Source organism: Enterococcus timonensis (genome assembly GCF_900104595.1).
GTDB classification, from domain to species: Bacteria; Bacillota; Bacilli; order Lactobacillales; family Enterococcaceae; genus Enterococcus_J; species Enterococcus_J timonensis.
On the sequence record NZ_FNVY01000003.1, the window covers coordinates 289,560 to 314,743 of the forward strand.

A 25,184-nucleotide genomic window follows, 5' to 3' on the forward strand; every position below is an offset into this window, starting at 1 on the left:
AATTTCGGTAGGATATCGATAGGATAAATGAAGGAAAGTGAGGTAGATATGAAAAAACATTTAAGAAGTGGTAATTTTTATTTAGGGTTAGCAATCGTTATGATGGCGATTTTGTTTTACTCTAGCTCGCAAACTTATCAGCAACAATCGCAAATCGGCTTATTAGAAAAACTCTTGCACAGTCAACCTTTTAAAGAAAGTTTGTCAAAAATCTCTTTTGATTACGCCGGTTCGGAAGTTTCCATCGCTAGCCAAGGATACTTTTCTTTTATCGAATTTTTTATTCGTAAATTAGCCCATTTCGGAACCTATTTTATTTTAGGCGCTAGTTTTTTTCTCGGATTTATTCCCAGGTCGAAAATTTATTTTTTTACCGGACTATTATCGTGGCTGGCCGCTGCCGGTTACGCCGGGTTAGACGAGTTTCATCAAATGCTCACGGGCGGTCGAACGCCGCTATTTCAAGATGTTGCCTTAGACGCAGTTGGCGCATTGACAGGCGTTTTCATTGTAGCGCTCTTTCGATTTTTTTTCCGGCGCAAAAAGTAGTACACTATAGTTAGATTATTTTAAGGAGGAGTAAAAATGTCAGGACATTCAAAATGGAATAATATTCAAGGACGTAAAAATGCACAAGATGCTAAGCGAGGGAAAATTTTCCAAAAATTATCGCGGGAAATTTATATGGCGGCTAAAGCCGGCGGACCCGATTTGGCCACGAATCCAGCATTACGACTTGTAGTAGATAAAGCCAAAGCGCAAAATATGCCCAATGATAATGTTGATCGGGCGATTAAAAAAGCCAGTTCAGCAGCCAACACAGAAAATTATGATGAAGTAGTTTACGAAGGATACGGACCAAACGGGGTGGCGATTTTAGTCCACGCCTTAACTGATAATCGCAATCGGACATCGACTAACGTCCACGTGGCTTTTTCAAGAAACGGCGGCGCACTAGGAGCAACTGGATCCGTAAGTTACATGTTCGATCGTAAAGGTTATATCGCTATTGAACGTGAAGGTTTGGATAAATCCGAAGACGACATGTTTGAAGAAGTTTTAGAAGCCGGCGCGGAAGATTTACAAACCACACCAGAAGTTTTTGAAATTTACACCGAACCAGGCGACTTCACAGCCGTTCGCGATAAATTAGAAGAAGACGGCTATACTTTGGCCAACGCCGAACTTACGATGGTGCCACAAAATACAGTAGCAGTTCCTGAGGACAAACAAGAACAATTAGAACGTCTAATTGAAAAATTAGAAGACGACGATGATATCTCAGAAGTCTATACCTCAGCAGAATAAGGATGTCTTTACGGTGGTTAACGACGTAGAGAAATAGGAAAATTTAAAAAATCCCGTTTTTGGATTTTGAAAAATTTTATCTTTTCTCCTAGTCGTTACCGAAAAGACACCGTCAAAAAAAAGGATGTCTTTGGGATTGATTAGCCTCGTAGAAAATTAGAAAAATGGCATAAGCACGCTTGCGGGCTGAAGGCATTTTATCTATTTTCCTAGAGGATAGCCCAAAGACACCGTCAAATAAGGATGTCGTAAAAACTCATACCAAAAAAATCTTACTGGAAATTTTTCCGGTAAGATTTTTTTTGCGTATTTTTTTACAAGGGGGGCAGAGGATGGATGTGAGTGGGTTTGCCCAAAAGTTATTGCACAGCAGCTGGCAAGAAAAAGTTTCTGACGTTTATCTTTTGCCACGAAAAAAATCATTTGAGATTTTTTTCCGCAGACAAAATAGGCGTTGGCTCCACGAAACGCTGCCAGAAGAAGATGGTCGCCAACTGGTCCGCCATTTTAAATTTTTAGCCAATATGGATATTGCGGAAAAGCGCAAGCCACAACTGGGTGCTTTTACGAGTCAAATGAATGATTTGCAAATTCGTTTACGCTTGTCTAGCGTGGGGGATTATTTAGGGGCGGAAAGTTTAGTGCTGCGATTTTTTCAAGAGGATGAGTCAATTACCAATCGTTATTTGTTGTACCCGCAAAATTATTTAGAGAGCCAAACTAAAAAGCGCGGACTACATCTTTTTGTGGGACCAACTGGTTCAGGAAAAACAACTTTAATGTATCGTCTTGCCAAAAATCATCCGCATTTTCAACAAGTGATTACTATTGAAGATCCAGTAGAAATTGAGGAGCAAAGTTTTTTACAACTACAAACTAATGCGCAAATTGGTTTGACCTATGAAGCGTTGATTAAAGTTTGTCTTAGGCATCGCCCCGATTGTTTAATCATCGGAGAAATTCGTGATGGAGAAACGGCGATGATGGTTTTGCGAGCAGCTTTGACAGGTCACGTGGTATTTGCCACATTACACGCAAAAAATTTAGCAGAAACGTATACACGATTGGAAGAGTTGGGACTAAAGAAAGCCCAAGTGGAAAGTGTCATGCAGTCGGTGACGTTTCAGCGGATGGTGGAAATTATTTGTCCGGTGTGTGGAAATACAAAAAATCTCGATTGCCAAAAAATACATGATGCTTGTCTAGTATCGGTGCATCCGGCGCAAAAATGGTCGCAACAATTAAGAAAGGCGTGGGCGTATGGCTTCATTAATGCAGACACGTATTTACAAGAAAAAGATTAAAACGACATTATTTCGCCAAAAAGTTTGTCAAATGATTGCCCAAATGTTGGAAAATGGTTTTTCATTACAAGAAATCATGCAATTTTTCAGCAAACTACCCCATGAGTTTGGTTATTTTGGCGAAAAAATATTAGCAGAGCTTGGACAAGGTGCCAGTGTGCCGGTGGCTTTTCAAGCGGTGGATTTTTCGCAAAATTTATTATTACAGCTGCAACTGGCTGAAATTCACGGCGACTTAGCGGAAACCTTAAGCGTCATGGCAGAAACTTTAGCTTTACAACAAAAACAAAGCCAAGCACTGAAAAAAGTATTGGCCTATCCACTTTTACTGGTAGGATTTTTAGTAGTGATTTTACTCGTGCTGAAATTTTTCTTGCTGCCGCAATTAATGTCCTCAGGCGATTTAGATTCACCATTGCTACAAGTGGTGGAACAATTACCAAATATTGTGCTAGCTGTTGTAGCCGGACTGGCTTTAGTTTTTTTAATTGGAAAATTTATTTTACAGAAAAAAACGGCGATTGTTCGGACGAACTTTTTAGCCCGCTTACCTTTTGCCGGCCAACTTTATCAAATATATATTACGGCCCTTTTCAGTCGGGAATTTGGAAAATTATTTAAATTCGGGATTGATTTGCGCCAAATTTATGAGTTAATGGCCCAACAAGATCTGCACCCCTTAATGCAAGAACTAGCTTTAAAAGGACAACTTGCTGCCACTAATGGCGAAGAATTAATTACCACTTTAGCTAGCGAAAAATTTTTCCAACCAGAATTAGTGATGATGATCCAAACAGGAGAAATGAAAGGTAAATTAGGCGATGAGTTACTATATTTTAGCCGCTATTTGTGGCAACGATTAGTCGAAAAAATTGAAGGCAGTCTAAAATGGATTCAGCCAATCGTTTTTTTAAGTGTGGCCCTAATGATTGTCTTCTTATACGCAGCCTTGTTACTGCCAATGTATGGCAATGGTTTGGAGGGGTTTTAAATGAAAAAAAGAAAATTAAAAGCTTTTACCTTAATGGAAATGCTAGTAGTTTTACTAATTATCGGCGTGTTACTTTTACTATTCATCCCGAATTTGTCGAGCCAACGGGAAAGGATTAATGATACAGGCGATGAGTCAATCGTTAAAGTAGTGGAAACACAGCTGGAACTATATCGTTTGGATTATCCTGATAGAGATCCTTCCCCAGAAGACCTTGTGGGTGACTATTTAACTCAAGAACAGTATGAGAGATACAGAGCTGCCACTGGTACTGTTGATGAACCATAATGGGAAAATATACACTAATACAAAACACTAAAAAAATATTCTGTGGAAAGTTCAAAAAAAAATTATCCGGCTTTACTTTACTTGAAAGTTTAATTGTTTTAGTAGCAGTTAGCGTATTGCTTTTAGTAGGAAACGTTAACTTTACACGCGCTAGAAATCGTCTAGCGGAAGAACAATTTATAAAGACTTTTGAGACCCATTATTTGTATACGCAAAAAATGGCGATGATTACCGGTCGACAAGCGCAAATTAACGCCAGTCAAGATCGACGTTCCTTATCTTTTGCTAATCAGACGACCGGCGTTTGGAAAAATCAATTTGTTCTAGAAGTTCCAGAAACAATTATTAGTCAATCAGTGCCGAAGACTATTTTTTTTCAAGGTATTTCTGGACGTAACGGATCGTTGAAAAGCTATATTTGGCGCTGCGAAACGTTACGACTAGAAATCACCTATCAAATTCAAATGAGTAACGGTCGTTACACTAAAAGAGAAGTGAAAATTTAAAGGAGGACCCGATGGCTAAAATCCGCGGCTTTTTGTTTTTAGAAGGACTGGTGGCACTTTTAGCCATGACGGTGGTCTTGAGTTTGCTGATTCCTCAATTTGTTTTTTTAGAAAACCAAAGTCGGGCTGCCCAAGAAAAAGTAGTGGCAGCTCGATTATTAATGGAAGAAACCGAAAAATATGTAAATGGAATCAACACTTCAGAAAAAATTCGCGATGGTGTGAGTTATACTGTCAACGTTCACTCTAACGGTATTCAAGTGAAACGAGGTGAGGTGACAATTGGTTTTCAAGAAAATTAAAGCATTTACTTTAGTTGAAGCTATTTGCGCGCTCCTGATTCTCAGTGTTGTCCTCTTATTATTTCAAGTGGGCGTTAGCCAATTACGACGTGTTCAACAAATTTCTTTTAGGGAGTATCAAGATGATTTTCAAGTGTTTTTGCTGCAAATAGAATATGAGATGCGGGGGTTTACTTACCGGCAGCAAAATTATTTCCCCAAGGAACTCTATTTTCAGGATGAATTGTTACTTGATAGTGTCTTTCAGCTGTACGCCAACACGGGAGATCCCAGTTTCATGATTCGCAAGCATTATAAAGGGGGACACCAGCCGCTACTAATGAACGTCAGAGATTGGCAATTGAAACCTGATAAATTCGGTTCAAAAATTGAGGTGACTTTTAGAAATGGTGAAACGTATAAAGGATATGTGGTCTTCCCGGAATAAAAAAATCGGCGGCGGCATTTTATTTAGTGTCTTAAGTTTATTGTTGCTGCTGGCTTTTTTACTATTGCTTTTTTTACAAGATTACCGGGTGAAGATGAATTTCCAACAACGCCTCGCAAATTATTATGTAGCGGCCAGTTTGAAAACGTGGAGCCAACATTCTCTAAAAGAAAATCCGCACCAAACTATTTTTTATTTTCAAGAAGGAGCTGTTCAAATTCAATTCTTTGAAAATCTTCAAAGGATGGAGTATCTAGTTCAAATTAATGGACAAGAATTTTTCTTTTATGACGGAATTTTACCAGAACCGGATCCAGATCCAGAAGAAACAGAAGAAACAGAAGAAACAGAAGAAACCACTACAGAATCCCAAAAGTAAAATTTGCGTCAAATGAGTCGATTTTTTACCCGCAAATGACAAAGTTAAAGTTTTTTCAGGGGAAACCGTTGCATGTGCAACGGTTTTTTTCTATACTTACTCTATACTTAGATGAATCAAAAAAAAGGAGCGATCGCCGTGGAACATTTTACGCGCTACATTAATCGCATTGCGCGACTTTCTAATTTATATCGAGGAGAAAAGTTGGCGCCTTATCATTTGAACGGGCAACATCATACTTACATAATAAATATTTGTCGAAATCCCGGTCTCACCCAAGAGCAATTGGCGCAGATGATTTCTGTTAGCAAATCCAATGTCACGCGCCAACTGGCATTTTTAGAAAAAGAAAATTATATTACCCGCAGCGTCTCACCAACTGATAAACGAAAAATGCTAGTTTATCCTACCGAAAAAGCTTTGGCGATTCGTCCGGTGATTCATGAGATGTTAACAGATTTAAATGGTCAATTTTTAGCAGAAATTCCTGCCGATCAGCAAGAACTTTTACTAAGTCAACTGAAAATTATTTTAGACAAAGCACAAAAAATTGTTTCAGAACAGGAGGCCAATAAATGAAACTTTTTTTGAAATATTTAAAGCCTTTAGTCGGGCGGATTACGCTAGGAATGAGTTTTAAATTCGTGGGTTCAATTATGGATTTACTTTTGCCGTGGATTTTAGCTTACATCATTGATTCGGTGATTCCGCAAAAAAGAATCACGCCGATCATTTGGTGGGGCGTGGTGATGGTGATTTGTTCGATTTTGGCGATGTTGACTAATATTATTGCCAATCGCATGGCCTCCCGGGTGGCTCGCGATACGACTGGACGAGTACGGCATGATTTATTTGAAAAAATTGGCAGTCTATCGACGGCGCAATTTGATCGTTTCGGCGTGTCTTCTTTAGTTTCCCGCCTCACCACCGACACTTATAATATTCATCAAACAATCGGCATGAGTCAGCGGATTGGCATTCGCGCGCCGATTTTATTAATTGGTGGAATTATTATCACCGCCACGCTAGATCCGGTGTTGACATTGGTTTTAGTTGCCGTTTTGCCCTTTACTTTAATAACGATCTACATCGTTTCTAAAAAAGGAATTCCCAAATTCGCCCAGTTGCAAAAGCAAATTGATGCTTTAGTCACAGTTGTACGGGAAAATGTGACCGGCGCGCGCGTGATTAAAGCATTATCTAAAACGCCTTATGAGGTGAATCGTTTTAAAGGCGTCAATCAAGATTTAGTAGCGGCCGAAACTTCCGCCAATCAAACGATGGCCATCACGCCAGCTTTTATGAATTTCTTTTTAAATGGCGGTTTAACATTAGTCATTTTAGTGGCGGCTTTTCGCGTCAACAGCAATTTGACGCAACCAGGTGTAATTGTCGCTTTTTTAACTTATTTTACAATTATTTTAAATGCCATGATGAGTATCACGCGAATTTTTGTCGCCTTTTCCCGCGGATTAGCTTCCGCCAATCGAATTGAAGCAGTCTTAGTCATGCCCGCAGATTTAAAAACACAGAGCGCTTTGCCAATTTTAAATGAAGAACCGCAATCTCCCTTGATTTCTTTTCAACAAGTGAATTTTCATTATCCAGATGGCGCTTCGGTGCTAGAAGATATTTCTTTGGCGATTCCGGCTGGTTCCACCATTGGCATTATTGGCGGCACCGGCAGCGGAAAAACTACTTTAATGAAATTATTATTGCGACTTTACGATCCTGACTCTGGCGAAATTTATTTCAAAGATCGACCTTTAGTCACGGTGCTTAAAGAAGAATTGTACGACGCATTTGGTGTTGTTTTACAAAAAGACATTTTGTTTGCCGATACGATTGAAGAAAATATCCGCCTCGGTCGCAATCTTTCAGATAGTCAGGTTGAAAAAGCTATCGATCAAGCACAAGCGAGAGAATTTATTGAAAAATTACCTGAAAAAAGGCAGTTCCAATTAGAAGCAAAAGGGAGCAATTTATCTGGCGGACAAAAACAAAGAGTTCTCTTAGCAAGGGCACTAGCCGGCCCACCAGAAATTTTGGTGCTAGATGATTCTTCGTCGGCGCTAGATTATAAAACCGATGCCCAATTACGAAAAAATTTAAAACAACTTACCCAAACGACTAAAATTTTAATTGCCCAACGCATCAGCTCCATTGCTTTTGCTGATCAAATTATCGTTTTAGACCATGGAAAAATTGTTGGTCACTGAACAAATGAATCGTTACTCGCTGAAAATTCTTTTTACCAAAAAATATTTATTTCCCAAGGAGGACAAATCGATGGCTCGCAGTCGCTCAGTGAATGAAAAACCTAAAAATCGCCGGCAAGCGCTGGTTCGTCTTTGGCAATATTTATATAAATTCAAATGGCTCCTTTTGTTATGTTTAATTTTAACGATAACAAGTAATTTTTTCGCTTTAATCGGGCCTCTCCTTTCTGGATACGCCATAGATGCTATTCAACCGGGGCCGGGGAAAGTGATTTTTGCTAAAGTCTTTTATTATTGTGGTTGGATGCTGTTCTTTTATTTTGTGTCCAGTATTTTTAATTATGTGATTTCTATTTTAATGATTCGTCTTAGTCAAAAAGTGGTGGCGAACTTGCGCAAAGAAGTTTTTGAAAAACTGTCCCAATTGCCGGTAGGTTTTTATGATAAGCATCAAACCGGCGACATCATTTCCCGGATGACCTATGATATTGACAATATTAATACGTCACTTTCCAATGATACAGTGCAAATTCTAAGTTCGGTTATTACGGTCATTGGTTCTTTAATCATGATGATCATCATTTCACCGCGACTTGTTTTAGTTTTTTTAATTACTGTTCCAGCAGCGATTTTTCTAACAAAATTTTTAACTAGTCGTTTCCAACCATTATTTGCCAAACGCTCCCGACTTTTAGGGGATCTTAATGGTTTTGTGGAGGAATTGGTTTCAGGAAATCAAACAATTAAAATTTATCATCAAGAAGAACATACTTTAGAACGCTTTGATGTGAAAAACCAAGAAGCCGTGGATGCTTATTACAACGCCGAATATTATGGTAGCATGACGGGTCCTTCTGTTAATTTTATTAATAATTTATCTTTGTCGTTGATTTCCGTTTTTGGCGCAGTATTATTTTTGCAAAATGCGCTCACTTTAGGAAATTTATCTTCTTTTGTTTTATATTCCCGCAAATTTTCTGGACCTATTAATGAGTTTGCCAATATTTTTTCTGATTTGCAATCGGCACTCGCCGCTGCTGAACGGGTTTTTCGTTTGCTAGATGAACCTTCTGAAGTTCAAGATGCCCCAGATGCGTTCGTTTTTGAAAAAGTTTCTGGAACGGTAGAATTTTCACATGTTGATTTTAGTTATGATGCAGCTCGTCCGACGATTCAAGATTTAAATCTCACCGCTAAAGCCGGGAGTGTCACCGCGATTGTGGGACCCACCGGTGCGGGAAAAACAACGATTGTCAATCTTCTCATGCGTTTTTACGATCCTGATGCGGGGGCAATTTTCCTTGATGGTCATGATATTAAAAAAGCTACCCGCAAAAGTTTGCGCCAGGCGTATGCTATGGTTTTACAAGATACATGGCTGTTTACTGGAACTATTTGGGAAAATTTAACGTATGGCAAAACTTCGGCGACCAAAGAGGAAGTAGAGGCCGCTTGTCAGGCCGCCTGTTGTCACGAATTTATTATGCAACTGCCAAGAAATTATGATACTAAGCTTGATGAAGATGGCGGCAGTTTATCGCAAGGACAAAAACAATTATTGACCATCGCCCGGGCCTTTTTACTAGAAGCTGATTTATTAATTTTAGACGAAGCTACGAGCAACGTAGATACGCAAACCGAGGCTTTAATTGCTGAAGCGATGAAAAATTTAATGATCGGTAAAACAAGTTTCGTCATCGCCCATCGTCTGTCGACAATTATTAACGCCGACCATATTTTGGTCGTCGATCAAGGGCGTATTATTGAACAAGGGCGACATCAGGAACTACTGGACCAAAATGGAATGTATGCTAATTTATATGCCGCCCAATTTGAGAAGTAACCACGTTTAGTATATAGTAGGATTAAGATGAGTTAGCAGATATGATTTGGGAAAGTTTATGTTTTCTTTTTAATATGTAAGATGATGATTGCTTGCTTTAATATTTTATTAAACGATAATAAAACCGGATCAATGAAACCGGATCAATGAAACCGGATCAATGAAACCGGATCAGTTACTATGTTTAAAATAAAGAACAGTCGAAATGATTACAACAAAATAGATTTAAAAAGCCGTACTCCAATTTTATTGTTTATAGAGGCCATTTAATTAAAGGAGATGATGTCATGATTTGGCTGGAAATTTCTTTTGGGATTCTTCTATTCATTATTTTTTTGTGGCGAGCAAATGTGATGACCAAAATTTTAAAAGGTTGGGCCAAAAAGAAATAGAATCTCATATGCATAACTAAAGACCAAGCTTACTAACCATAAGATTGGCCTTTTTGCTTTCTGTTTGTTAAAGCTTGCTAAATTTTTAAAATTTCCCCACCTAAAAAGCACTTGTTTTCCCAGACAAGTTTCGTTAAAATAAAACAGTATGCGTTGGTGTTTGATAATAAGGAGGGAATCAATGACAAGCGGCAAAATTGAAACGGCCTATGATCTTTTACAAAAAAGTATCGACCTTCTCGCGGGCGTTTTAGATATCCCATTTTTAGAAGGGTATTTAGAAAGTTTTGGCAATTTGATTGATGGACAGGTAAAAGTGCAAGATGGACTGCCTAATGAAGCTGATACAAAGCAGTTAAACGACTGGTACCAAGAACTAGCGGCTCTTGATTTAAGTGACGGAGAAAAACGGCAAGTGACGCAACTGTTAATGCTCGCCGGTGCCAAAAGTGATCAATTATCAGCCAATCATCAGCTGACGCCAGATTCATTGGGCTATCTTTTTTTATTTTTACTAGAACAGTTTTTCTCTCAAAAAAAACAGTTGACGATTCTTGACCCCACGTCAGGATTAGGAAATTTATTGACGACCGTCTTAGTCGGGGCTAAAGAATCTAAAAAAGATTTTCGAGCAATTGGCGTTGAAAATGATGATTTGCTAATTGAAGTGGCCGGAGCGAATGCTGAATATTTAGATTTGCCGATTCAATATTTTCATCAAGATGCCTTGCAACCTTTACTCATTGAACCGGTGGATGCAGTAATTGCGGATTTGCCGATTGGTTTTTACCCGCAAAAAGATGTCGCCCAAAAATTTATCACAGGGAAAAATGTGACTGAAGAACTCGCTTATGCCCATCATTTGTTAATTGAAGCCAGTTTTAAATACGTCAAAGAAGACTGCGTAGCCCTTTTCCTAGTTCCCACCAAGTTATTTGAATCCGCTCAAGCAATGCATTTTACTCAATGGTTGAAAGAATCGGCGTATTTGCAAGGAATGATTGCTTTGCCGAAAAAGTTATTCCAAAATACCGACTCGCAAAAATCGATTTTGATTTTACAAAAACCAGGATCCACTAGCCAACAAGCACCAGAAGTGTTACTCTTGCAACTAGGAGATTTACAAAAACCATCCGAAGTTCAAAAATTTGCGCAACAATTTACAACTTGGAAAACAGAAAATTTAAAATAAACCATTTAAAGGAGAAAAAAATGTCTAAAACAATTGCAATTAATGCCGGAAGTTCTAGTTTGAAATGGCAACTTTATAATATGCCTCAAGAAGAAGTGATCGCTAAAGGAATCGTCGAACGGATTGGTTTAAATGATTCGATTTTCACGATTAAATATGGTGACGGTCAAAAATTTGAAACCATTGAAGATATTTCCAACCACGAAATTGCGGTTCAAATGCTTTTAGATAATTTATTGAAATTAAATATCATTGGTTCCTATGATGAAATCACAGGCGTTGGCCACCGGGTAGTAGCTGGTGGCGAATATTTCAAGGATTCCACGATTATTGACGATGATGTCTATGCTAAAATCGTTGAACTTTCCGAATTAGCACCTTTACACAACCCAGCGAATGCGATGGGCATTAAAGCTTTCAAAAACTTATTGCCAGATATTACGTCCGTTGCAGTTTTTGATACAAGTTTCCATACAACAATGCCAAAATCTAATTTCTTATATTCGATTCCTACTGAATACTACGAAAAATATGCGGCTCGTAAATATGGCGCGCACGGAACAAGTCATCGCTACGTTTCTGAAAAAGCGGCTGAATTATTAGGTCGCCCGATTGAAGAAACAAAAATTATTACTTGTCATATTGGGAACGGCGCTTCAATTACCGCAGTTGATGGCGGAAAATCAGTCGACACTTCCATGGGCTTCACGCCACTTGCCGGTGTTACAATGGGAACGCGTTCTGGTGATATCGATGCTTCTTTACTGCCTTACTTAATGCGTAAAGCAGGCATTGGAACAATTGAAGAAATGATTGATATTTTAAATAAAAAATCAGGTATCTTAGGGTTAACTGGTATTTCTTCTGATATGCGGGAAATCCACGAAGCTGCCGATAATGGCAATGAAACAGCTCAATTAGGGATTGAATTATATTCTGACCGGATTAAAAAATACATTGCCCAATACATTGCCGAAATGAATGGCGTTGATGCCATTGTCTTTACCGCAGGCGTTGGGGAAAATGCTTTTTACATGCGTAAAGAAGTCTTAGACGGTTTAAGCTGGTTTGGGATTAAACTTGACGATGAGAAAAACGAGAAAACTTTAGGCTATCTTGGCTTTGAAGGGGAAATTACGGCCGCTGATTCTAAAATTCCAGTTTACGTAATCGCCACTGATGAAGAAGTCATGATTGCTCGTGACGTGGAACGTTTGAAAAAATAATTAAATAAAATTCAAAAAAAGCATCCAGGAGATTAGTCTTCTGGATGCTTTTTGGCTTATCTGAAAATAAATGTGTGGTAAACGTCAAACTAATGAATCCCCTCTTTTAATGATATACTAATTCAAAAAGGAGAATTAGAAATGAATCGAATTAACTTAATTTGTCTAGGGGTCGAGGACTTAGCAAAATCGTTACAATTTTATAAAGCGCTGGGATTTAAAACGTTAGAAGAAAATCAACAGCCACCAATTGTTTTTTTTAACAATCAAGGGACGAAATTAGAACTCTTTCCATTACCGAATTTGGCCAAAGATATTAACGAAATAAATCCGCCAGCTAGAACGAAAGGTTTTCCAGGGATTACTTTAGCAATCAATCTCCACTCAACAAAAGAAGTGGATGAATTTTTTGACTTGGTCCAAAAAAGTGGCGGTACAATTATTAAATTACCAACAAAAAATCCTCTTTGGGATGGTTATTCAGGTTATTTTACCGACCTTGATGGCTATTATTGGGAAGTAGCATATGGTTCCAGCTGGAAATTCGATGAAAATAATATGCTCATCATTGACTAAACAGGCAGCTTGAAGAAAAATATTTTTTAATTCTTTTACTAAATGGTCCCGTTTTTGACGGAATTTTTAGGTTATTTTGTTTTTTTAAATTTTCTGAAACTTTTCTGAAAAGCTTAAAATGACAATATCACCAAAATATATTTTGTGAAATAAAAGTTGGAAATTACTTTGAAAAGAGCGTCAACAGTTGCTTTTATAAACAATATTTATTTTTTTGAAAAAGAAAAATCACTTCATAAACAGTCAAGACAACCCGAATTTAAAGCTTTTGTGAAAGAATCCTCAAACCCTTGCTGTTATTGAATTTATTAGTGAGAATTTACTTGAATATTTTGAATAAGTCTTATATAATAGAGACAAATTCTACTACGAGATTTCAATGTTCTTTTGGGGAAAAGAGCTAAAAAGCTGTTCTGTGGGAAAAATTTTGGGGTCTGGACATTTTTGTCCCTAATGTTCCACATACTTTTGTCAGGGAGGAAAAAAGATGAGATGGGAATACCTTTGGGAAGGTACCTTGGAAGAAAAAATTGAAATTGCACAGCAGCGTTGGTCCGGCCGGGAATTACTGGGGACCGTTAGCGACTTACCAATTCCAGAAGAATTTTACAGTTACTTTGCTAGTTTGCAAGAAGAAATGAAAGCTGCTTTACTGAACAATCCGGAAACGACAGATCCACAAGAAAAATTAGAATACATTAAAGACGTTATGTATCTTGATGCCCGACTAGCATTTCTCGTTCGTAATTTAGCGATTGGTTTAGAAATGTCTTTTGACGAATACATGCTTGAAGAAAAGGAATTTTTCTGGCGGGATTATGTGTTAAATGTCGGCTATGGCGATCACACAATTATTCATCAAATGCTGAAAAAAAGTCACAATGATCCGGAAGTATTTCTTTAAAAACCGTGGGGACGGTTTTTTTTAGAAAAATTTGTAAGCGGTAAATTTTAAGCGAGGGAAGTAACCAAACTTAATTAAGACAAGTTTAAATGGAGTAATTTATTTAATTGATGAGAAAAGTTTCGGGGAGGACTGGGAGAAATGTATCGGAGTCATTTATATTTGCATTTAGAAAAAACATTGGATCAAGCAGCGAATGAAGGGACTCACAAACATTGGCTAATTGTCGGCGATGCTGATCGACAACAGCTGGTTTTAATGAATCAAAATTGGCAAAAAAAGGCCTCTTACAGACCTATTTAACTTTGCATGATCAAGTCATTGAAGCGAATAGTGAGAAAAGACAGATGCAAATGGCCGTGCATTTCGTTCCATTACAAGCTGAAAATGATTTTGGCCATTTAAAAGTGGTGGAAGAAAGTCATGTCTTTGCTGATTTAGCTAAAGATGTTTATTTGTTTGAAACGCCAGCGGAATTTGAACGTCTGGAAAAAAATTGCGCTCGGTTTTTTGCAGAGTTTGCACCAATTATGAATCAAGCGGTGGAAAACTACTGCAAAGAGCATCACGATCATGAAAAGACAAATAGCGATGACTGTAATTTTCAAAAAAAGCAGTCAGTGAGTGCTTAAAAAATAAGCGCCTAAAATAAAAAGTGACTACAAAAAGAGAAATCTTTTTGTGGTCACTTTTTTTTATTTGAAATAATTTTTTTTCTTTAAAAAAAGTGCCATGATTAAAGCTAGAGCACCGGCGATCATCACGACTAACCAAAAGCCAAATCCGTGGTGTCTCCCGGGAAGTCCGCCTGTATTCATCCCCCAAAATCCGCCAATCAAAGTAGGAACAGAAATCACTAAAGCCGTCGATTCTAAAAATTTCATCAAATGATTTAAATGGTTACTCATCATATCAGAAAAAAGTCCGCTAATAGTTTCTAGTAAATCACGATACAAATGGACAAGTTTTACCGTTTGCCGATTATACATTTGAATGTCGATGGCCAGGGCCTGGTCATTTAGTGAGTCCATAAAATCTTTTTGCTTAGCCAAAGATTGCACGGTCAAATCGAGAGTTTCTAAGGCATTTTCTAAATAAACCATATTCCGCGTCGTGTCCGTTAATCTAAAAAGTTCTTCATTAGAAGTTGAATCGCGGGCCGCTTGATCCAATTTGTCGATGCACTTTTTTTTAAACTGCAGTTCTTTAGTGTAATTTTGATAAAGATGCAAAAAACAGTGACCAACAAAATTTGCCAAACTAGAAAAATTTTCCTCACGAGTATGAATGACATTTTTGAAAAAAACGGAAGATTCCGGATAAAAACAGAGCAGTAAATCTTTTGAATAGACAATAGTAAAAATTTCGAATTGATCTGTAATGGGAGAAAAATCATCGGTGGGAACAATATTGGTCAAAACGAGCAAGAAAGCATCAGGCAAGTTGGCGTGAGGTAATTTTTCAAAGCGTGGCGCTACTTCAGGCACATGGTCCCAAGCAAATAAGTCATCAGGAAGGTAATATTTTTTTCGGTATTCATTCACTTTGTCTTGATTTTCTTGAGGAATCAATTGTAAAACAGCCGAATCTTCATGATCAGTGATAATTAATTTTTCTTCGGTAATTAAAAAACTTTCCATCAATGAACACCTCCAAAAAAATATTTTTTACTCTCCTTTAATGGTAACAGACATCTAAAAAAAGTGAAAATATGCTGATACAATTAGGATTTAGTCAAATTGTTTCCCAGAAATTCTTGAATCGATTACACTTAATTTAAAGGAGTGAGGAATAATGACCAAACCTAATTTACAAGATCCGCGAAAATTATATCACGTGGATCATTTTAAAAAGCAAGATCAGGACACACCCGCTCTCCAAAGTGAGATGACCCCCGTGCCCGACTGTGGTGAAGAAAGTTATGTTGGTAACGAACAATTATTAAATCGTCGTGTTTTAATTACCGGCGGAGATTCAGGAATCGGCCGAGCAGTAGCAATTGCTTTTGCAAGAGAAGGAGCCGATGTAGCCATTCAATTTTTCCCAGGGGAAGAAAAAGATGCCCAGCAAGTAGCTGACTGGATCGAAAAAGCCGGCCGCAAGTCGCTTTTAATTCCTTGTGATTTTCAAGAGGATGGTGCACCAAAAGAAGTTATCGAAAATGTCATTGCAGCATTTGGTGGACTGGACACATTAGTAATGAATGCCGCCCAACAAATTGCGCAAGAATCTTTAGCAGATCTTTCTATAAAACAAATTGAAGATACGTTCAAAGTAAATATCATCGCCATGTTCGGTTTAGTCAAAGCTGCTGAAAAATATTTACCAGCTGGTGGAGCAATTTTGACCACCACTTCGGTTCAAGCATTCCATCCATCCACGCATCTAATGGATTATGCAGCCACTAAAGCGGCGATTGCTAATTTTACAGTAAATATGTCACAATATTTTGCTAAAAAAGGCATTCGGGTCAATGGGGTTGCTCCTGGTCCGATTTGGACAGCACTCCAACTTGATCAAGGACAACCAAAAGATGCGTTGCCGAAATTTGGTCAAGATAGTTTAATGGAGCGCGCCGGACAACCTGTCGAGTTAGCGCCAGTATATGTCTTTTTAGCATCGAATAAAGCGAGCTTTGTTACCGGACAAATTTATGGAGTGACAGGCGGCACGCCGATTAATTTATAGTTTTACTTATTATGTTTCTTTGAAAGGAGGGATGCTATGCGTAAAGGGAAGAAGGTCGTTCTGATTATCTTGCTTTTACTGTTGTTGACGGTGCTCCTTTCCGTATTATTAGGGCACCCCCAAGTTTTTGGTTACCATCTTTGGTGGACGCCGATGATTCAAAGTTCAATCGTCGGTTCATATTTATTTTGGGTCAGTCTAATTTTTGTAGGCTTAGTCTTGTTAAGCATTATTGCTATTTTGTTTTATCCAAGGTTTAAAGAACAATTTATCTTGAAAAATGAAAGTGGCACTTTAACACTTGACCGTCGCGCAATTGAAGGTCTAGTAAGGACTGAATTAAATCAGGAAAATTTTGTTGATCAGCCAAAAGTGAAAGTCCAAGCGACTAGAAATATGATTAATATTCGCGTAGCTGGACAAATTAAACGGACAAGCCAAGTCGTTAATCATGCGGAAGATTGGATGATGACTGTCCAACAAAAAGTGCAAGCGATTGTAGGTAGTGAACAAAAAATACGGGTTCATATTCGCTTTGAAGACACCGAGCGGAATAACTCGCTTAAAAATAATCATCCCCGTGTGGAGTAAGGAGGGCTTATGTTAAAAAATATTTTTATGATGTATCGCCTCCCTATCCTGTGTGGGGCATTGGCTCTATTGCTAGGTATCTTGTGGTTTACAGTCGGATTTTTTAAGACGTTGTTCTTAATTATTTTAATCTGTCTTGGGGTAGCTGGCGGATTTTATTTGGAAAAAACAGGAATCTTAGATCGTTTTAAAAGATATTAAATAATCAACGAGAAGGAGAATTTCATGGCAAAAAATAAAATTAACAATCCCGTATTAGAAAAAGACGAAAGCCAACAAATTAAACAAGAGATGAAAGGTGGAACGCCGGTGGTAGACAAAAATAAAAATGACTTTAAAAATGACGCGAGTCAGGTTGGACAAAGTATTCAAGCTAGACCTGATGAAGAGTTATGGTCCAAAAAAGATTTACATCCAGATGCACCAGCCGATCAGTTAGAAGACTCTCGCTTCGATCAACCGATGCCAGATTCGTTTATTCCAGAAGGTGCGCAAACTTCCGCTGAAAATATCAATCAAGACTATCAAGGTGAAATGCCTGAACGTCAAGGAAAAGAAAGTATTTGGCAACAAAGAAGTCCAAGAACGCCGCGCGATCACCAACATCCGCATGATCACAAAGGTCATCAAGGCCATCACCGTGAAAAAGGAAGTGGTGCAGATTTAAGTGGCGAGTTGACTTATGATGAAAAAGTAATTCAAAAAATTATTGGTCTTGCTTTATGCGAAATTCCAGGATTATTAACGGTAGACGGCGGATTCTTTTCCAATATGGCTGAGAAATTAGTTAATACTGATAATGTTTCTGCAGGAATTGAAGCTGAAGTTGGCAAAAAACAAGTCGCTGTTGATATGGATGTTGTGGTGGAATATGGCTATGATATTGAAAATATTTTTTCTGATATGAAAGATTTAATTCGTGATGAAGTGAAACAAATGACTCATCTAGATGTGATCGAGGTCAACGTCAATGTTGTAGATATTAAAACTCGTGAAGAATATCAAAAAGATGCCGATACCATCCAAGATAAAATGGGTCGAGCAGCAGAAAAAACAGGAGACTTTGCTGGACGTCAAACCGATAAAGCAAAGAGATCCATTAATCGTGGTGCTGATAAAGCGCGGGAAAGTCAACGTCCTCGCGTGGAATAAAAAAAGATGCACAAAAAGAGTCATTGACTCAAAAAACTTTTTTAAGGAGGAATTATCATGGGATTTATTTGGTCATTAATTGTTGGAGGCGTGATTGGCGCCATTGCTGGTGCTATTATGAATAAAGGCGGGTCGATGGGCATTATCGCTAATATTATCGCCGGTTTGGTCGGTTCAGCCATTGGTCAAGCTCTTTTAGGAACATGGGGACCGATTGTTGGAGGCATGGCAGTGATTCCTTCCATTATTGGAGCAGTCATTCTTGTGGCGATTGTTTCCTTTATCTTTGGACGACGCGGTCAATCAGCCTAAATTAAAATAAGTAAAAGAAAATCCCCGGGAAAATTTATTTTTCCTAGGGATTTTTTTGTGGTGGAGCACTGAAAAAAATTTCCCCTTCAAATTGGCGGCTTTCAACTATTTGAGGGAATATTTTTTTGTTGAGAAAATAAATTGTTGAAACCGCTTGACAATCATTTTAAAAAGAATTACTCTTAACTCATCGAGTTTGTTTATCGTGCAAACTAACTAAAAATTTTAGGAGGAAGAAAAATGGTTTATTTTAATGAAGTACCAGAAAAAGTGGTTTATGAAGGGACAACAACAAAAAATCCTTATGCGTTCCGTCACTACAATCCTGAAGAAGTAATTTTAGGGAAAACTATGAAAGAGCATTTGCGATTTGCCTTGGCTTATTGGCATACTATGACTCAAGATGGATCTGATCCTTTCGGTAGTCCAGTCAACCAACGAAATTGGTGGGGCGAAAATGAAATGGAGACGGCTAAAAATCGGGTCGAGGCGTTTTTTGAAATTTTACAAAAACTAGATGTTGAATATTTTTGTTTCCATGATATCGACATTGCCCCAACAGGAGATTCACTAGAAGAATTTTTAGCTAACTTAGATGTGATTACGGATTTGATTAAAGAAAAAATGGATCAAACCGGCATCAAATTATTGTGGAACACCGCCAATATGTTTTCCCATCCCCGGTATGTTAACGGCGCGGCAACTAGCAACAATGCCGAAGTGTATGCTTATGCGGCCGCTCAAGTGAAAAAAGGATTGGAAATTTCTAAAAAACTGAATGGCGCCAACTATGTTTTCTGGGGCGGGCGTGAAGGTTACGAATCCTTATTAAATACTAATATGGGCTTTGAACAAGATAATATTGCGCGATTTTTCCATTTGGCAGTTGATTATGCGAAAAAAATTAATCATCAACCACAATTTTTATTGGAACCAAAACCTAAAGAACCAATGACCCATCAATATGATTTTGATGCGGCCACCACTATGGCTTTCTTGCAAAAATACGATTTAACTGAGAATTTCAAATTAAACTTAGAAGCCAATCACGCCACTTTAGCCGGGCACACTTTCCAACATGAAATCAATACCGCCCGCAATTACAATGCACTAGGTTCACTGGATGCCAACCAAGGTGATCCATTAATCGGCTGGGATATTGATGAATTCCCATCAAATATTTATGATACAACTTTAGCAATGTATGAAGTTTTGGAAAATGGCGGCATCCAACCTGGTGGCATTAATTTTGATTCCAAAGTGCGCCGGACAAGTTTTGAACAAGGAGATTTATTATTGGCTCATATTGTCGGGATGGATACTTTTGCCAGAGGGTTGCGCGCAGCAGCTAAATTAAAAGAAGATCGTTTCTTCGATGATTTAAAAGAAAAACGTTACGCTAGCTACACTACCGGTATCGGCCAAGAAATTGTCGATGGAAAAGCGGATCTTGAATCATTAGCAGATTATGCTTTAACTCATGGTGAAATTAAAACAGAATCCAATCATTTGGAATATGTAAAATCGCTCTTAAACGATTATTTAGTTTAATTCAATTGAAAAATAAAAAAAAGGCGCTGTGGAGTTTCGTTGCACAGCCCTTTTTTAAATTAGGAGGAAATATGGATTATGTATTAGGACTTGACCTTGGAACGGGGAGCATTAAAGGTCTTTTAATGAATCAAAAAGGGCAATTGGTAAGTTCAGCCAGTAGCGACTACGGACTTTCCACGCCAGCGCCAGGATTTTCCCAACAAGATCCTGCTGATTGGATCAAAGGTGCTAACGCGGTAATTGCAAAATTAAAAGAAAATGTCGCAGACTTAAAAGAACATTTAGTCGGCATCAGTTTTTCCGGGCAAATGCACAGTTTAGTTTTACTAGATGAAAATGATCAAGTGATTCGTCCGGCGATTTTATGGAATGATGTTCGTACCACTAAACAATGTCAAGAAATTATGGAATGGGCCGGGAAACTTGTTTTAAAATTAACGCAAAATATTGCTTTAGAAGGCTTTACTTTACCGAAAATTTTGTGGGTAAAAGAAAATGAACCGGAAAATTTTGCAAAAGTTCACCAGTTCTTATTGCCAAAAGATTATCTCGGATTTTACTTTACCGGAAACAAACAAATGGAATTATCTGATGCGGCCGGGACATTGTTATTGGATGTGGAGAAAAAAGTTTGGGCTGAGGAACTTGCCGAAATTTTTGAATTACCAAAAAATATTTTCCCGCCCCTTGTTCAATCAACGGATTTAATCGGCACAATTCGACCAGCATTGGCTGAAAAGTTAGGAATCTCTTCAACAACTAAAGTTTTTGCGGGGGGAGCCGATAATGCTTGTGCTGCACTGGGGGCGGGGATAGTTTCTGAAGAAATTGGTCTGGCAAGCATTGGTACTAGCGGCGTTTTTCTGAGTTACGAAGGAGAAAAAAAGGGCCATTATCAAGGAAAATTACATTATTTTAATCATGTTTTGCCGAATCAATATTATGCCATGGGCGTGACAATCGCCGCTGGACAAAGTTTAAGTTGGTTTAAGAAAACTTTTGCGCCGGAAATTCAGTTTAACGAGCTTTTACAAAATGTCGGAAAAATTCCTGCTGGTTCAGATGGGCTTTTATTTGCCCCTTATATTATGGGAGAGCGGACACCGCATATTGATGCGAAAATTCGTGGCAGTTTTCTAGGGATGGATGCTCGCCATACGCGTGATCATTTCGCCCGGGCGGTTTTAGAAGGAATTACTTTTTCTTTGAAAGATAGTCAAAACTTGATGACTTCAGTGGGAAAATCATTTTCTAAAATTATTTCTGTCGGCGGTGGGGCAAAAAATCCCGATTGGCTCCAAATGCAAGCCGATATTTTTAATGCTGAAATTTTCACTTTAGAGGCTGAAGAAGGTCCGGGACTGGGGGCGGTGATGTTGGCGGCACTCGGCTTAGGTTGGTTTGAAACGCCGCAAGATTGTGTCGATACTTTTGTAAAATATCGGACACAACATTATCAACCGAATGAAAAAAATGTGGCCACTTATGAAAAAATTTATGCTATCTATCAAGAAGTTTACGGAGCTACAAAAGAAATTAGTCATCAACTATTGGAACAATAAATCAGAGTACAAAAAAACGCGAAAATTTTCGCGTCAACTTGAAATTAGCGCAAGTTTGGTTAAATTTGCGCTAATGGATTATTGAAATGAAGTTGAGAAATATTTAAAAAATTCATGGAAAGATTGGCGATACCACCGTATAAAGTGGCAAGATCGGCTAGCGTGCCGTTTTTAATGACGATATCTTGGACAACAAAACTGTGTATTTGTTCTTTTAAGCGTAGCGTCCAGTCAGGATTTTTCCGATAGATAGAAGAATTGATAAAAATAACTTCGGGATTATACATCATAGCAACATTGTTTAAACCAATCGCCAACAGTTCCATATTTTCTTTCATTAATTTTTCAGCCAGCATTTCTTTTGTCTGCAAGGCCTTCGTAAAATCATCGGAATTAATTGGCGGTAGATTTTTTTGAGCGGCATAATTTTCAAAAAGAACTTTATTAGAAGCATATTGTTCCAAGCAACCATGATTGCCGCAAGGACAATTTTTGCCATGGGGAACAAGAATCGTATGACCAATTTCACCGGCCGTACCATTTAACCCGGTGTGCAGCTTTCCATCTAAAACAATTCCGGCGCCAATTCCGCTATGAACACTCACGCTGACGACATTTTTCTGCTGATCATCAGAAAAACAATATTCCCCGAGAGCCGTCAAATTCGCTTCATTTTCTAAAATAATCGGATAGTTGTATTTTTCTTCCAAGATGGCCTGTAAATTAATTTTATCCAAATCATAATAGGGGGTAAAAGCAATCTGATTATCAGAAACGATACCGTGGACAGCAAGGGAAATGCCGATGATGCCGTGGGGTGTTTCAGGAGCTATTTTTTCAAAATGCGAAATGATTTTTTCCAGATGCTCCATAATATTACTAGCATGGATATCTACTTCGTCAAAAGTTTTGGCGGCAATCTTGTCGCCATTTAAAAAAGCCATCATGGCCGTAATGTAGTTATAACCAATATCTAGAGCGATTCCGATTCCAGCGTGACCATTAAATTCTAGGCGAATCGGCTTGCGCCCGCCAAGTGCCGAAGCATCGCCGATTCCAATTTCAAAAATTAATTGATTGTCCAAAAGAGTTTTGGTAATGCTAGAAACTGACGCTTTATTTAAATGAGTCAGCGTGGAAACTTGCGCACGAGAAATTCCATAGTGATCGATAATCGCCTTAAGAACTGTCGCTTCATTTTGTTCGCGAATAATATATTTACTTAAAATCATGTTTTACACCTCTCAAGGGTTAGTTTATCGTACGAATTAATAAAATACAATTGCTTTTGCTTTAAGAAAGGAAGAAAAAAGATGATTACCCATCAAGAAGCACGGCAGCAAGCAACTAAAATTGTTGAAAAAATGACTTTAGCCGAAAAAATTGGCCAAATTAATTTTCGCGCCCCAGCGATTACGCATTTAAATATTCCTGAATATAATTATTGGAACGAAGCTTTGCACGGGGTGGCTCGCGCGGGTGTGGCGACGGTATTTCCGCAGGCAATCGGTATGGCGGCGATGTTCGATGAAAAAATGCTTAAAGAAATCGGTGAAGTCATTGCCACAGAAGGTCGCGCGAAATACAATCAATACGTCAAACAAAACGACCGCGATATTTATAAAGGATTGACGTTTTGGTCGCCAAATGTTAATTTATTTCGCGATCCGCGTTGGGGTCGGGGACAAGAAACGTACGGCGAAGATCCGTATTTAACGGCGCGTTTAGGAGTAGCCTTTATTGAAGGGCTGCAAGGAAATGGCAAATATTTAAAATTAGCAGCTTGTGCCAAACATTTCGCGGTTCATTCTGGACCAGAAGCTGATCGCCATTCATTTAATGCAGCGGTCAATCAAAAAGATTTGTGGGAATTTTATTTACCAGCTTTTGAAGCATGTGTCACAGAGGCCGACGTGGAAAGTGTGATGGGCGCCTATAACGCCGTCAACGGGACGCCTGCTGTAGTGAATCATACATTGTTGCAAGATATTTTGCGGGAACAATGGGGATTTTTGGGCCATGTTGTTTCTGATTACGGCGCGTTAGAGGATGTCCATCAGCATCATCAGTATACAAGTGATGCGGCGGAAACTATGAGTCTAGCAATGAAAATTGGTTGTGATTTATGTGCTGGAAATATTTCTGATGCATTAAACGATGCAATTTCGCGCCATTTAGTTACGGAAGAAGAAATTACGCAAGCGGTGGTTTCTTTGTACGCCACGCGCGTTCGCTTAGGAATGTTTGCTGAGGACTGCTCTTTTGATGAAATTTCTTATGAAGAAAATGATTCTCCTAAACACCACGCCATTTCTTTGGCGGCGGCAGAAAAAAGTATGGTGTTATTGAAAAATGAAAACTTTTTGCCATTATCGACTCAAAAAATAAAAAATATTGCGGTCATTGGACCGAATGCTCGAAATTTAGAAGCGTTGCAAGGAAATTATTTTGGAACTTCTAGTCAGTATGTCACTTTTTGGGACGGGATTCGTACTGAAATTGAAAAAAATGGCGGCCGCGCTTTTTATGCATTAGGGAGTCATTTATATAAAGAGCATGCCGAATCGGGATTATCTAAAGAAAATGAACGAGAATCAGAAGCCTTAATTGCTGCAAAACATGCTGATGTGGCCGTAGTTTGTTTAGGATTAGATCCAACGATTGAAGGAGAACAAGGAGATTCTGGTAACGTCTACGGTTCAGGGGACAAATATAATTTATCTTTACCGGGACGACAAAAACAATTATTAGAAAAAATTTTAGCGCAAGGAAAACCTGTTGTAGTAGTCTTAGCTGCCGGATCTGCTTTGAGTTTAGATGGTTTAGAAAATCATCCGAATTTGCGGGCGATTATTCAAGCGTGGTATCCAGGAAGTTTTGGCGGAACAGCGTTGGCTAATATTATTTTTGGCAAAGTCAGTCCTAGTGGGAAATTACCGGTAACTTTTTACAAAGATACCAGCCAACTTCCTGATTTTAACGATTACTCCATGCAAGAGCGGACGTATCAAAATACGAAAGCTGATGTTTTGTATCCATTTGGCTATGGATTGACGTATGGCCAAGCTGAAATCAAAGAAGTTACGGTCCAAATTGAAGATGATTTGGTGAAAATTTCCGGCCAAATGAAAAATGTAAGTTCCGTAAATATTCAAGAAGTGGTCCAAGTTTATTTGAAAATTGAGGGAACTTCTTTAGCGCCGAAAAATCATAAATTGTTAAGTTTTAAGCGAGTATCTTTAAAGGAAAACGAAATACAAAACTTTGCTTTAGAAATTCCAGTTGAACAATTAAAAGTTGTCGATGAAAAGGGAGAAAAAGTTTTTGACGGGGACAAATTCACCTTTTATATCGGTTTTTCTCAACCAGATGAACGCTCTGTAACCTTGATGGGACAAGCTCCACAGCAGATTTTAGTTGAAAGTTTAAAAAAAAATAAAAAACCGCTTGCTTAAATTAGGTGTAAGC

28 protein-coding genes are annotated in these 25,184 nt (G+C 38.3%); 26 read left to right on the forward strand and 2 right to left on the reverse strand.

Annotated features, from left to right (window positions below):
• Nucleotides 1-48 precede the first annotated feature (48 nt).
• The 18 genes from BQ5341_RS03195 to BQ5341_RS03275 all read left to right on the forward strand — a co-directional run bounded on the left by BQ5341_RS03195 (nucleotide 49) and on the right by BQ5341_RS03275 (nucleotide 14,489).
• Nucleotides 49-549 (forward strand): VanZ family protein, encoded by a 501-nt coding sequence (locus BQ5341_RS03195; protein ID WP_071130601.1) that lies wholly within the window; start codon nucleotides 49-51, stop codon nucleotides 547-549.
• Nucleotides 550-585: 36 nt separating this feature from the next.
• Nucleotides 586-1,308, forward strand: coding sequence for a YebC/PmpR family DNA-binding transcriptional regulator (locus tag BQ5341_RS03200; protein ID WP_071130602.1), 723 nt, complete (start codon nucleotides 586-588; stop codon nucleotides 1,306-1,308).
• Nucleotides 1,309-1,640: 332 nt separating this feature from the next.
• A complete protein-coding gene (gene comGA, locus BQ5341_RS03205; RefSeq protein ID WP_071130603.1) occupies nucleotides 1,641-2,612 on the forward strand; it encodes a competence type IV pilus ATPase ComGA in 972 nt (323 codons plus the stop codon).
• Entirely contained in the window at nucleotides 2,569-3,603 is a 1,035-nt protein-coding gene (gene comGB / locus BQ5341_RS03210; protein WP_083378576.1) for a competence type IV pilus assembly protein ComGB, read from the forward strand. The genes comGA and comGB overlap by 44 nt, the downstream gene beginning before the upstream one ends.
• Nucleotides 3,604-3,891, forward strand: coding sequence for a competence type IV pilus major pilin ComGC (comGC, locus tag BQ5341_RS03215; protein WP_071130604.1), 288 nt, complete (start codon nucleotides 3,604-3,606; stop codon nucleotides 3,889-3,891).
• A complete protein-coding gene (gene comGD, locus BQ5341_RS03220) occupies nucleotides 3,891-4,397 on the forward strand; it encodes a competence type IV pilus minor pilin ComGD (protein WP_071130605.1) in 507 nt (168 codons plus the stop codon). Before comGC ends, comGD begins: the two co-directional genes overlap by 1 nt.
• A gap of 11 nt (nucleotides 4,398-4,408) precedes the next feature.
• On the forward strand, nucleotides 4,409-4,699 hold the full coding sequence (locus BQ5341_RS03225) for a PilV family protein (RefSeq protein WP_071130606.1): 291 nt from the start codon (nucleotides 4,409-4,411) through the stop codon (nucleotides 4,697-4,699).
• Complete coding sequence (gene comGF, locus BQ5341_RS03230) at nucleotides 4,680-5,126, forward strand: competence type IV pilus minor pilin ComGF (RefSeq protein WP_071130607.1); 447 nt, start codon at nucleotides 4,680-4,682, stop codon at nucleotides 5,124-5,126. The genes BQ5341_RS03225 and comGF overlap by 20 nt, the downstream gene beginning before the upstream one ends.
• Nucleotides 5,086-5,505, forward strand: a complete 420-nt coding sequence (comGG, locus tag BQ5341_RS03235) for a competence type IV pilus minor pilin ComGG (RefSeq protein ID WP_158661731.1) — start codon at nucleotides 5,086-5,088, stop codon at nucleotides 5,503-5,505. The genes comGF and comGG overlap by 41 nt, the downstream gene beginning before the upstream one ends.
• A 138-nt stretch (nucleotides 5,506-5,643) precedes the next feature.
• The gene (locus tag BQ5341_RS03240) at nucleotides 5,644-6,084 is read left to right on the forward strand and encodes a MarR family winged helix-turn-helix transcriptional regulator (RefSeq protein WP_071130609.1); all 441 of its coding nucleotides are present in this window, start codon (nucleotides 5,644-5,646) and stop codon (nucleotides 6,082-6,084) included.
• The gene (locus BQ5341_RS03245) at nucleotides 6,081-7,724 is read left to right on the forward strand and encodes an ABC transporter ATP-binding protein (protein ID WP_235836364.1); all 1,644 of its coding nucleotides are present in this window, start codon (nucleotides 6,081-6,083) and stop codon (nucleotides 7,722-7,724) included. The genes BQ5341_RS03240 and BQ5341_RS03245 overlap by 4 nt, the downstream gene beginning before the upstream one ends.
• A gap of 70 nt (nucleotides 7,725-7,794) precedes the next feature.
• Nucleotides 7,795-9,567, forward strand: coding sequence for an ABC transporter ATP-binding protein (locus tag BQ5341_RS03250; RefSeq protein ID WP_071130610.1), 1,773 nt, complete (start codon nucleotides 7,795-7,797; stop codon nucleotides 9,565-9,567).
• 573 nt (nucleotides 9,568-10,140) lie between these two features.
• On the forward strand, nucleotides 10,141-11,151 hold the full coding sequence (locus BQ5341_RS03255; protein ID WP_071130611.1) for a class I SAM-dependent methyltransferase: 1,011 nt from the start codon (nucleotides 10,141-10,143) through the stop codon (nucleotides 11,149-11,151).
• Between the two features lie 20 nt (nucleotides 11,152-11,171).
• Nucleotides 11,172-12,377, forward strand: coding sequence for an acetate/propionate family kinase (locus tag BQ5341_RS03260; RefSeq protein ID WP_071130612.1), 1,206 nt, complete (start codon nucleotides 11,172-11,174; stop codon nucleotides 12,375-12,377).
• A gap of 141 nt (nucleotides 12,378-12,518) precedes the next feature.
• The gene (locus BQ5341_RS03265; RefSeq protein WP_071130613.1) at nucleotides 12,519-12,953 is read left to right on the forward strand and encodes a VOC family protein; all 435 of its coding nucleotides are present in this window, start codon (nucleotides 12,519-12,521) and stop codon (nucleotides 12,951-12,953) included.
• A 487-nt stretch (nucleotides 12,954-13,440) separates the two neighbouring features.
• A complete protein-coding gene (locus BQ5341_RS03270; RefSeq protein ID WP_071130614.1) occupies nucleotides 13,441-13,857 on the forward strand; it encodes a hypothetical protein in 417 nt (138 codons plus the stop codon).
• Nucleotides 13,858-13,998: 141 nt separating this feature from the next.
• Nucleotides 13,999-14,160: a hypothetical protein gene (locus BQ5341_RS10475; protein WP_158661732.1), complete on the forward strand. Its 162-nt coding sequence runs from the start codon at nucleotides 13,999-14,001 to the stop codon at nucleotides 14,158-14,160.
• The gene (locus tag BQ5341_RS03275; protein WP_158661733.1) at nucleotides 14,127-14,489 is read left to right on the forward strand and encodes a hypothetical protein; all 363 of its coding nucleotides are present in this window, start codon (nucleotides 14,127-14,129) and stop codon (nucleotides 14,487-14,489) included. Before BQ5341_RS10475 ends, BQ5341_RS03275 begins: the two co-directional genes overlap by 34 nt.
• 63 nt (nucleotides 14,490-14,552) lie before the next feature.
• On the opposite strand, the gene BQ5341_RS03280 is transcribed toward BQ5341_RS03275, so the two are convergent.
• Nucleotides 14,553-15,497 carry a magnesium transporter CorA family protein gene (locus BQ5341_RS03280; protein WP_083378578.1) on the reverse strand — a complete coding sequence of 315 codons (945 nt, stop codon included), beginning with the start codon at nucleotides 15,495-15,497 and terminating at the stop codon, nucleotides 14,553-14,555.
• Between the two features lie 154 nt (nucleotides 15,498-15,651).
• Between BQ5341_RS03280 and BQ5341_RS03285 the strand changes: the two genes are divergently transcribed.
• From BQ5341_RS03285 to xylB, 7 genes are all read left to right on the forward strand, one after another.
• Nucleotides 15,652-16,545: an SDR family oxidoreductase gene (locus tag BQ5341_RS03285; protein WP_071130617.1), complete on the forward strand. Its 894-nt coding sequence runs from the start codon at nucleotides 15,652-15,654 to the stop codon at nucleotides 16,543-16,545.
• A gap of 36 nt (nucleotides 16,546-16,581) precedes the next feature.
• Complete coding sequence (gene amaP / locus BQ5341_RS03290) at nucleotides 16,582-17,136, forward strand: alkaline shock response membrane anchor protein AmaP (RefSeq protein ID WP_071130618.1); 555 nt, start codon at nucleotides 16,582-16,584, stop codon at nucleotides 17,134-17,136.
• Between the two features lie 9 nt (nucleotides 17,137-17,145).
• Nucleotides 17,146-17,337, forward strand: coding sequence for a DUF2273 domain-containing protein (locus BQ5341_RS03295; protein WP_071130619.1), 192 nt, complete (start codon nucleotides 17,146-17,148; stop codon nucleotides 17,335-17,337).
• Between the two features lie 333 nt (nucleotides 17,338-17,670).
• Nucleotides 17,671-18,288, forward strand: a complete 618-nt coding sequence (locus BQ5341_RS03300; RefSeq protein WP_083378599.1) for an Asp23/Gls24 family envelope stress response protein — start codon at nucleotides 17,671-17,673, stop codon at nucleotides 18,286-18,288.
• A gap of 57 nt (nucleotides 18,289-18,345) precedes the next feature.
• Nucleotides 18,346-18,600, forward strand: a complete 255-nt coding sequence (locus tag BQ5341_RS03305) for a GlsB/YeaQ/YmgE family stress response membrane protein (protein WP_071130620.1) — start codon at nucleotides 18,346-18,348, stop codon at nucleotides 18,598-18,600.
• Nucleotides 18,601-18,840: 240 nt separating this feature from the next.
• Entirely contained in the window at nucleotides 18,841-20,151 is a 1,311-nt protein-coding gene (xylA, locus tag BQ5341_RS03310) for a xylose isomerase (RefSeq protein WP_071130621.1), read from the forward strand.
• A gap of 71 nt (nucleotides 20,152-20,222) precedes the next feature.
• Nucleotides 20,223-21,716: a xylulokinase gene (gene xylB, locus BQ5341_RS03315; RefSeq protein ID WP_071130622.1), complete on the forward strand. Its 1,494-nt coding sequence runs from the start codon at nucleotides 20,223-20,225 to the stop codon at nucleotides 21,714-21,716.
• A 59-nt stretch (nucleotides 21,717-21,775) separates the two neighbouring features.
• Here the strand turns inward: xylB and BQ5341_RS03320 are convergent, their stop codons facing one another.
• On the reverse strand, nucleotides 21,776-22,948 hold the full coding sequence (locus tag BQ5341_RS03320; RefSeq protein WP_071130623.1) for an ROK family protein: 1,173 nt from the start codon (nucleotides 22,946-22,948) through the stop codon (nucleotides 21,776-21,778).
• An 81-nt stretch (nucleotides 22,949-23,029) separates the two neighbouring features.
• Here BQ5341_RS03320 and BQ5341_RS03325 point away from each other — a divergent pair, with 81 nt between their 5' ends.
• Nucleotides 23,030-25,171, forward strand: coding sequence for a glycoside hydrolase family 3 C-terminal domain-containing protein (locus BQ5341_RS03325; protein WP_071130624.1), 2,142 nt, complete (start codon nucleotides 23,030-23,032; stop codon nucleotides 25,169-25,171).
• Nucleotides 25,172-25,184 lie beyond the last annotated feature (13 nt).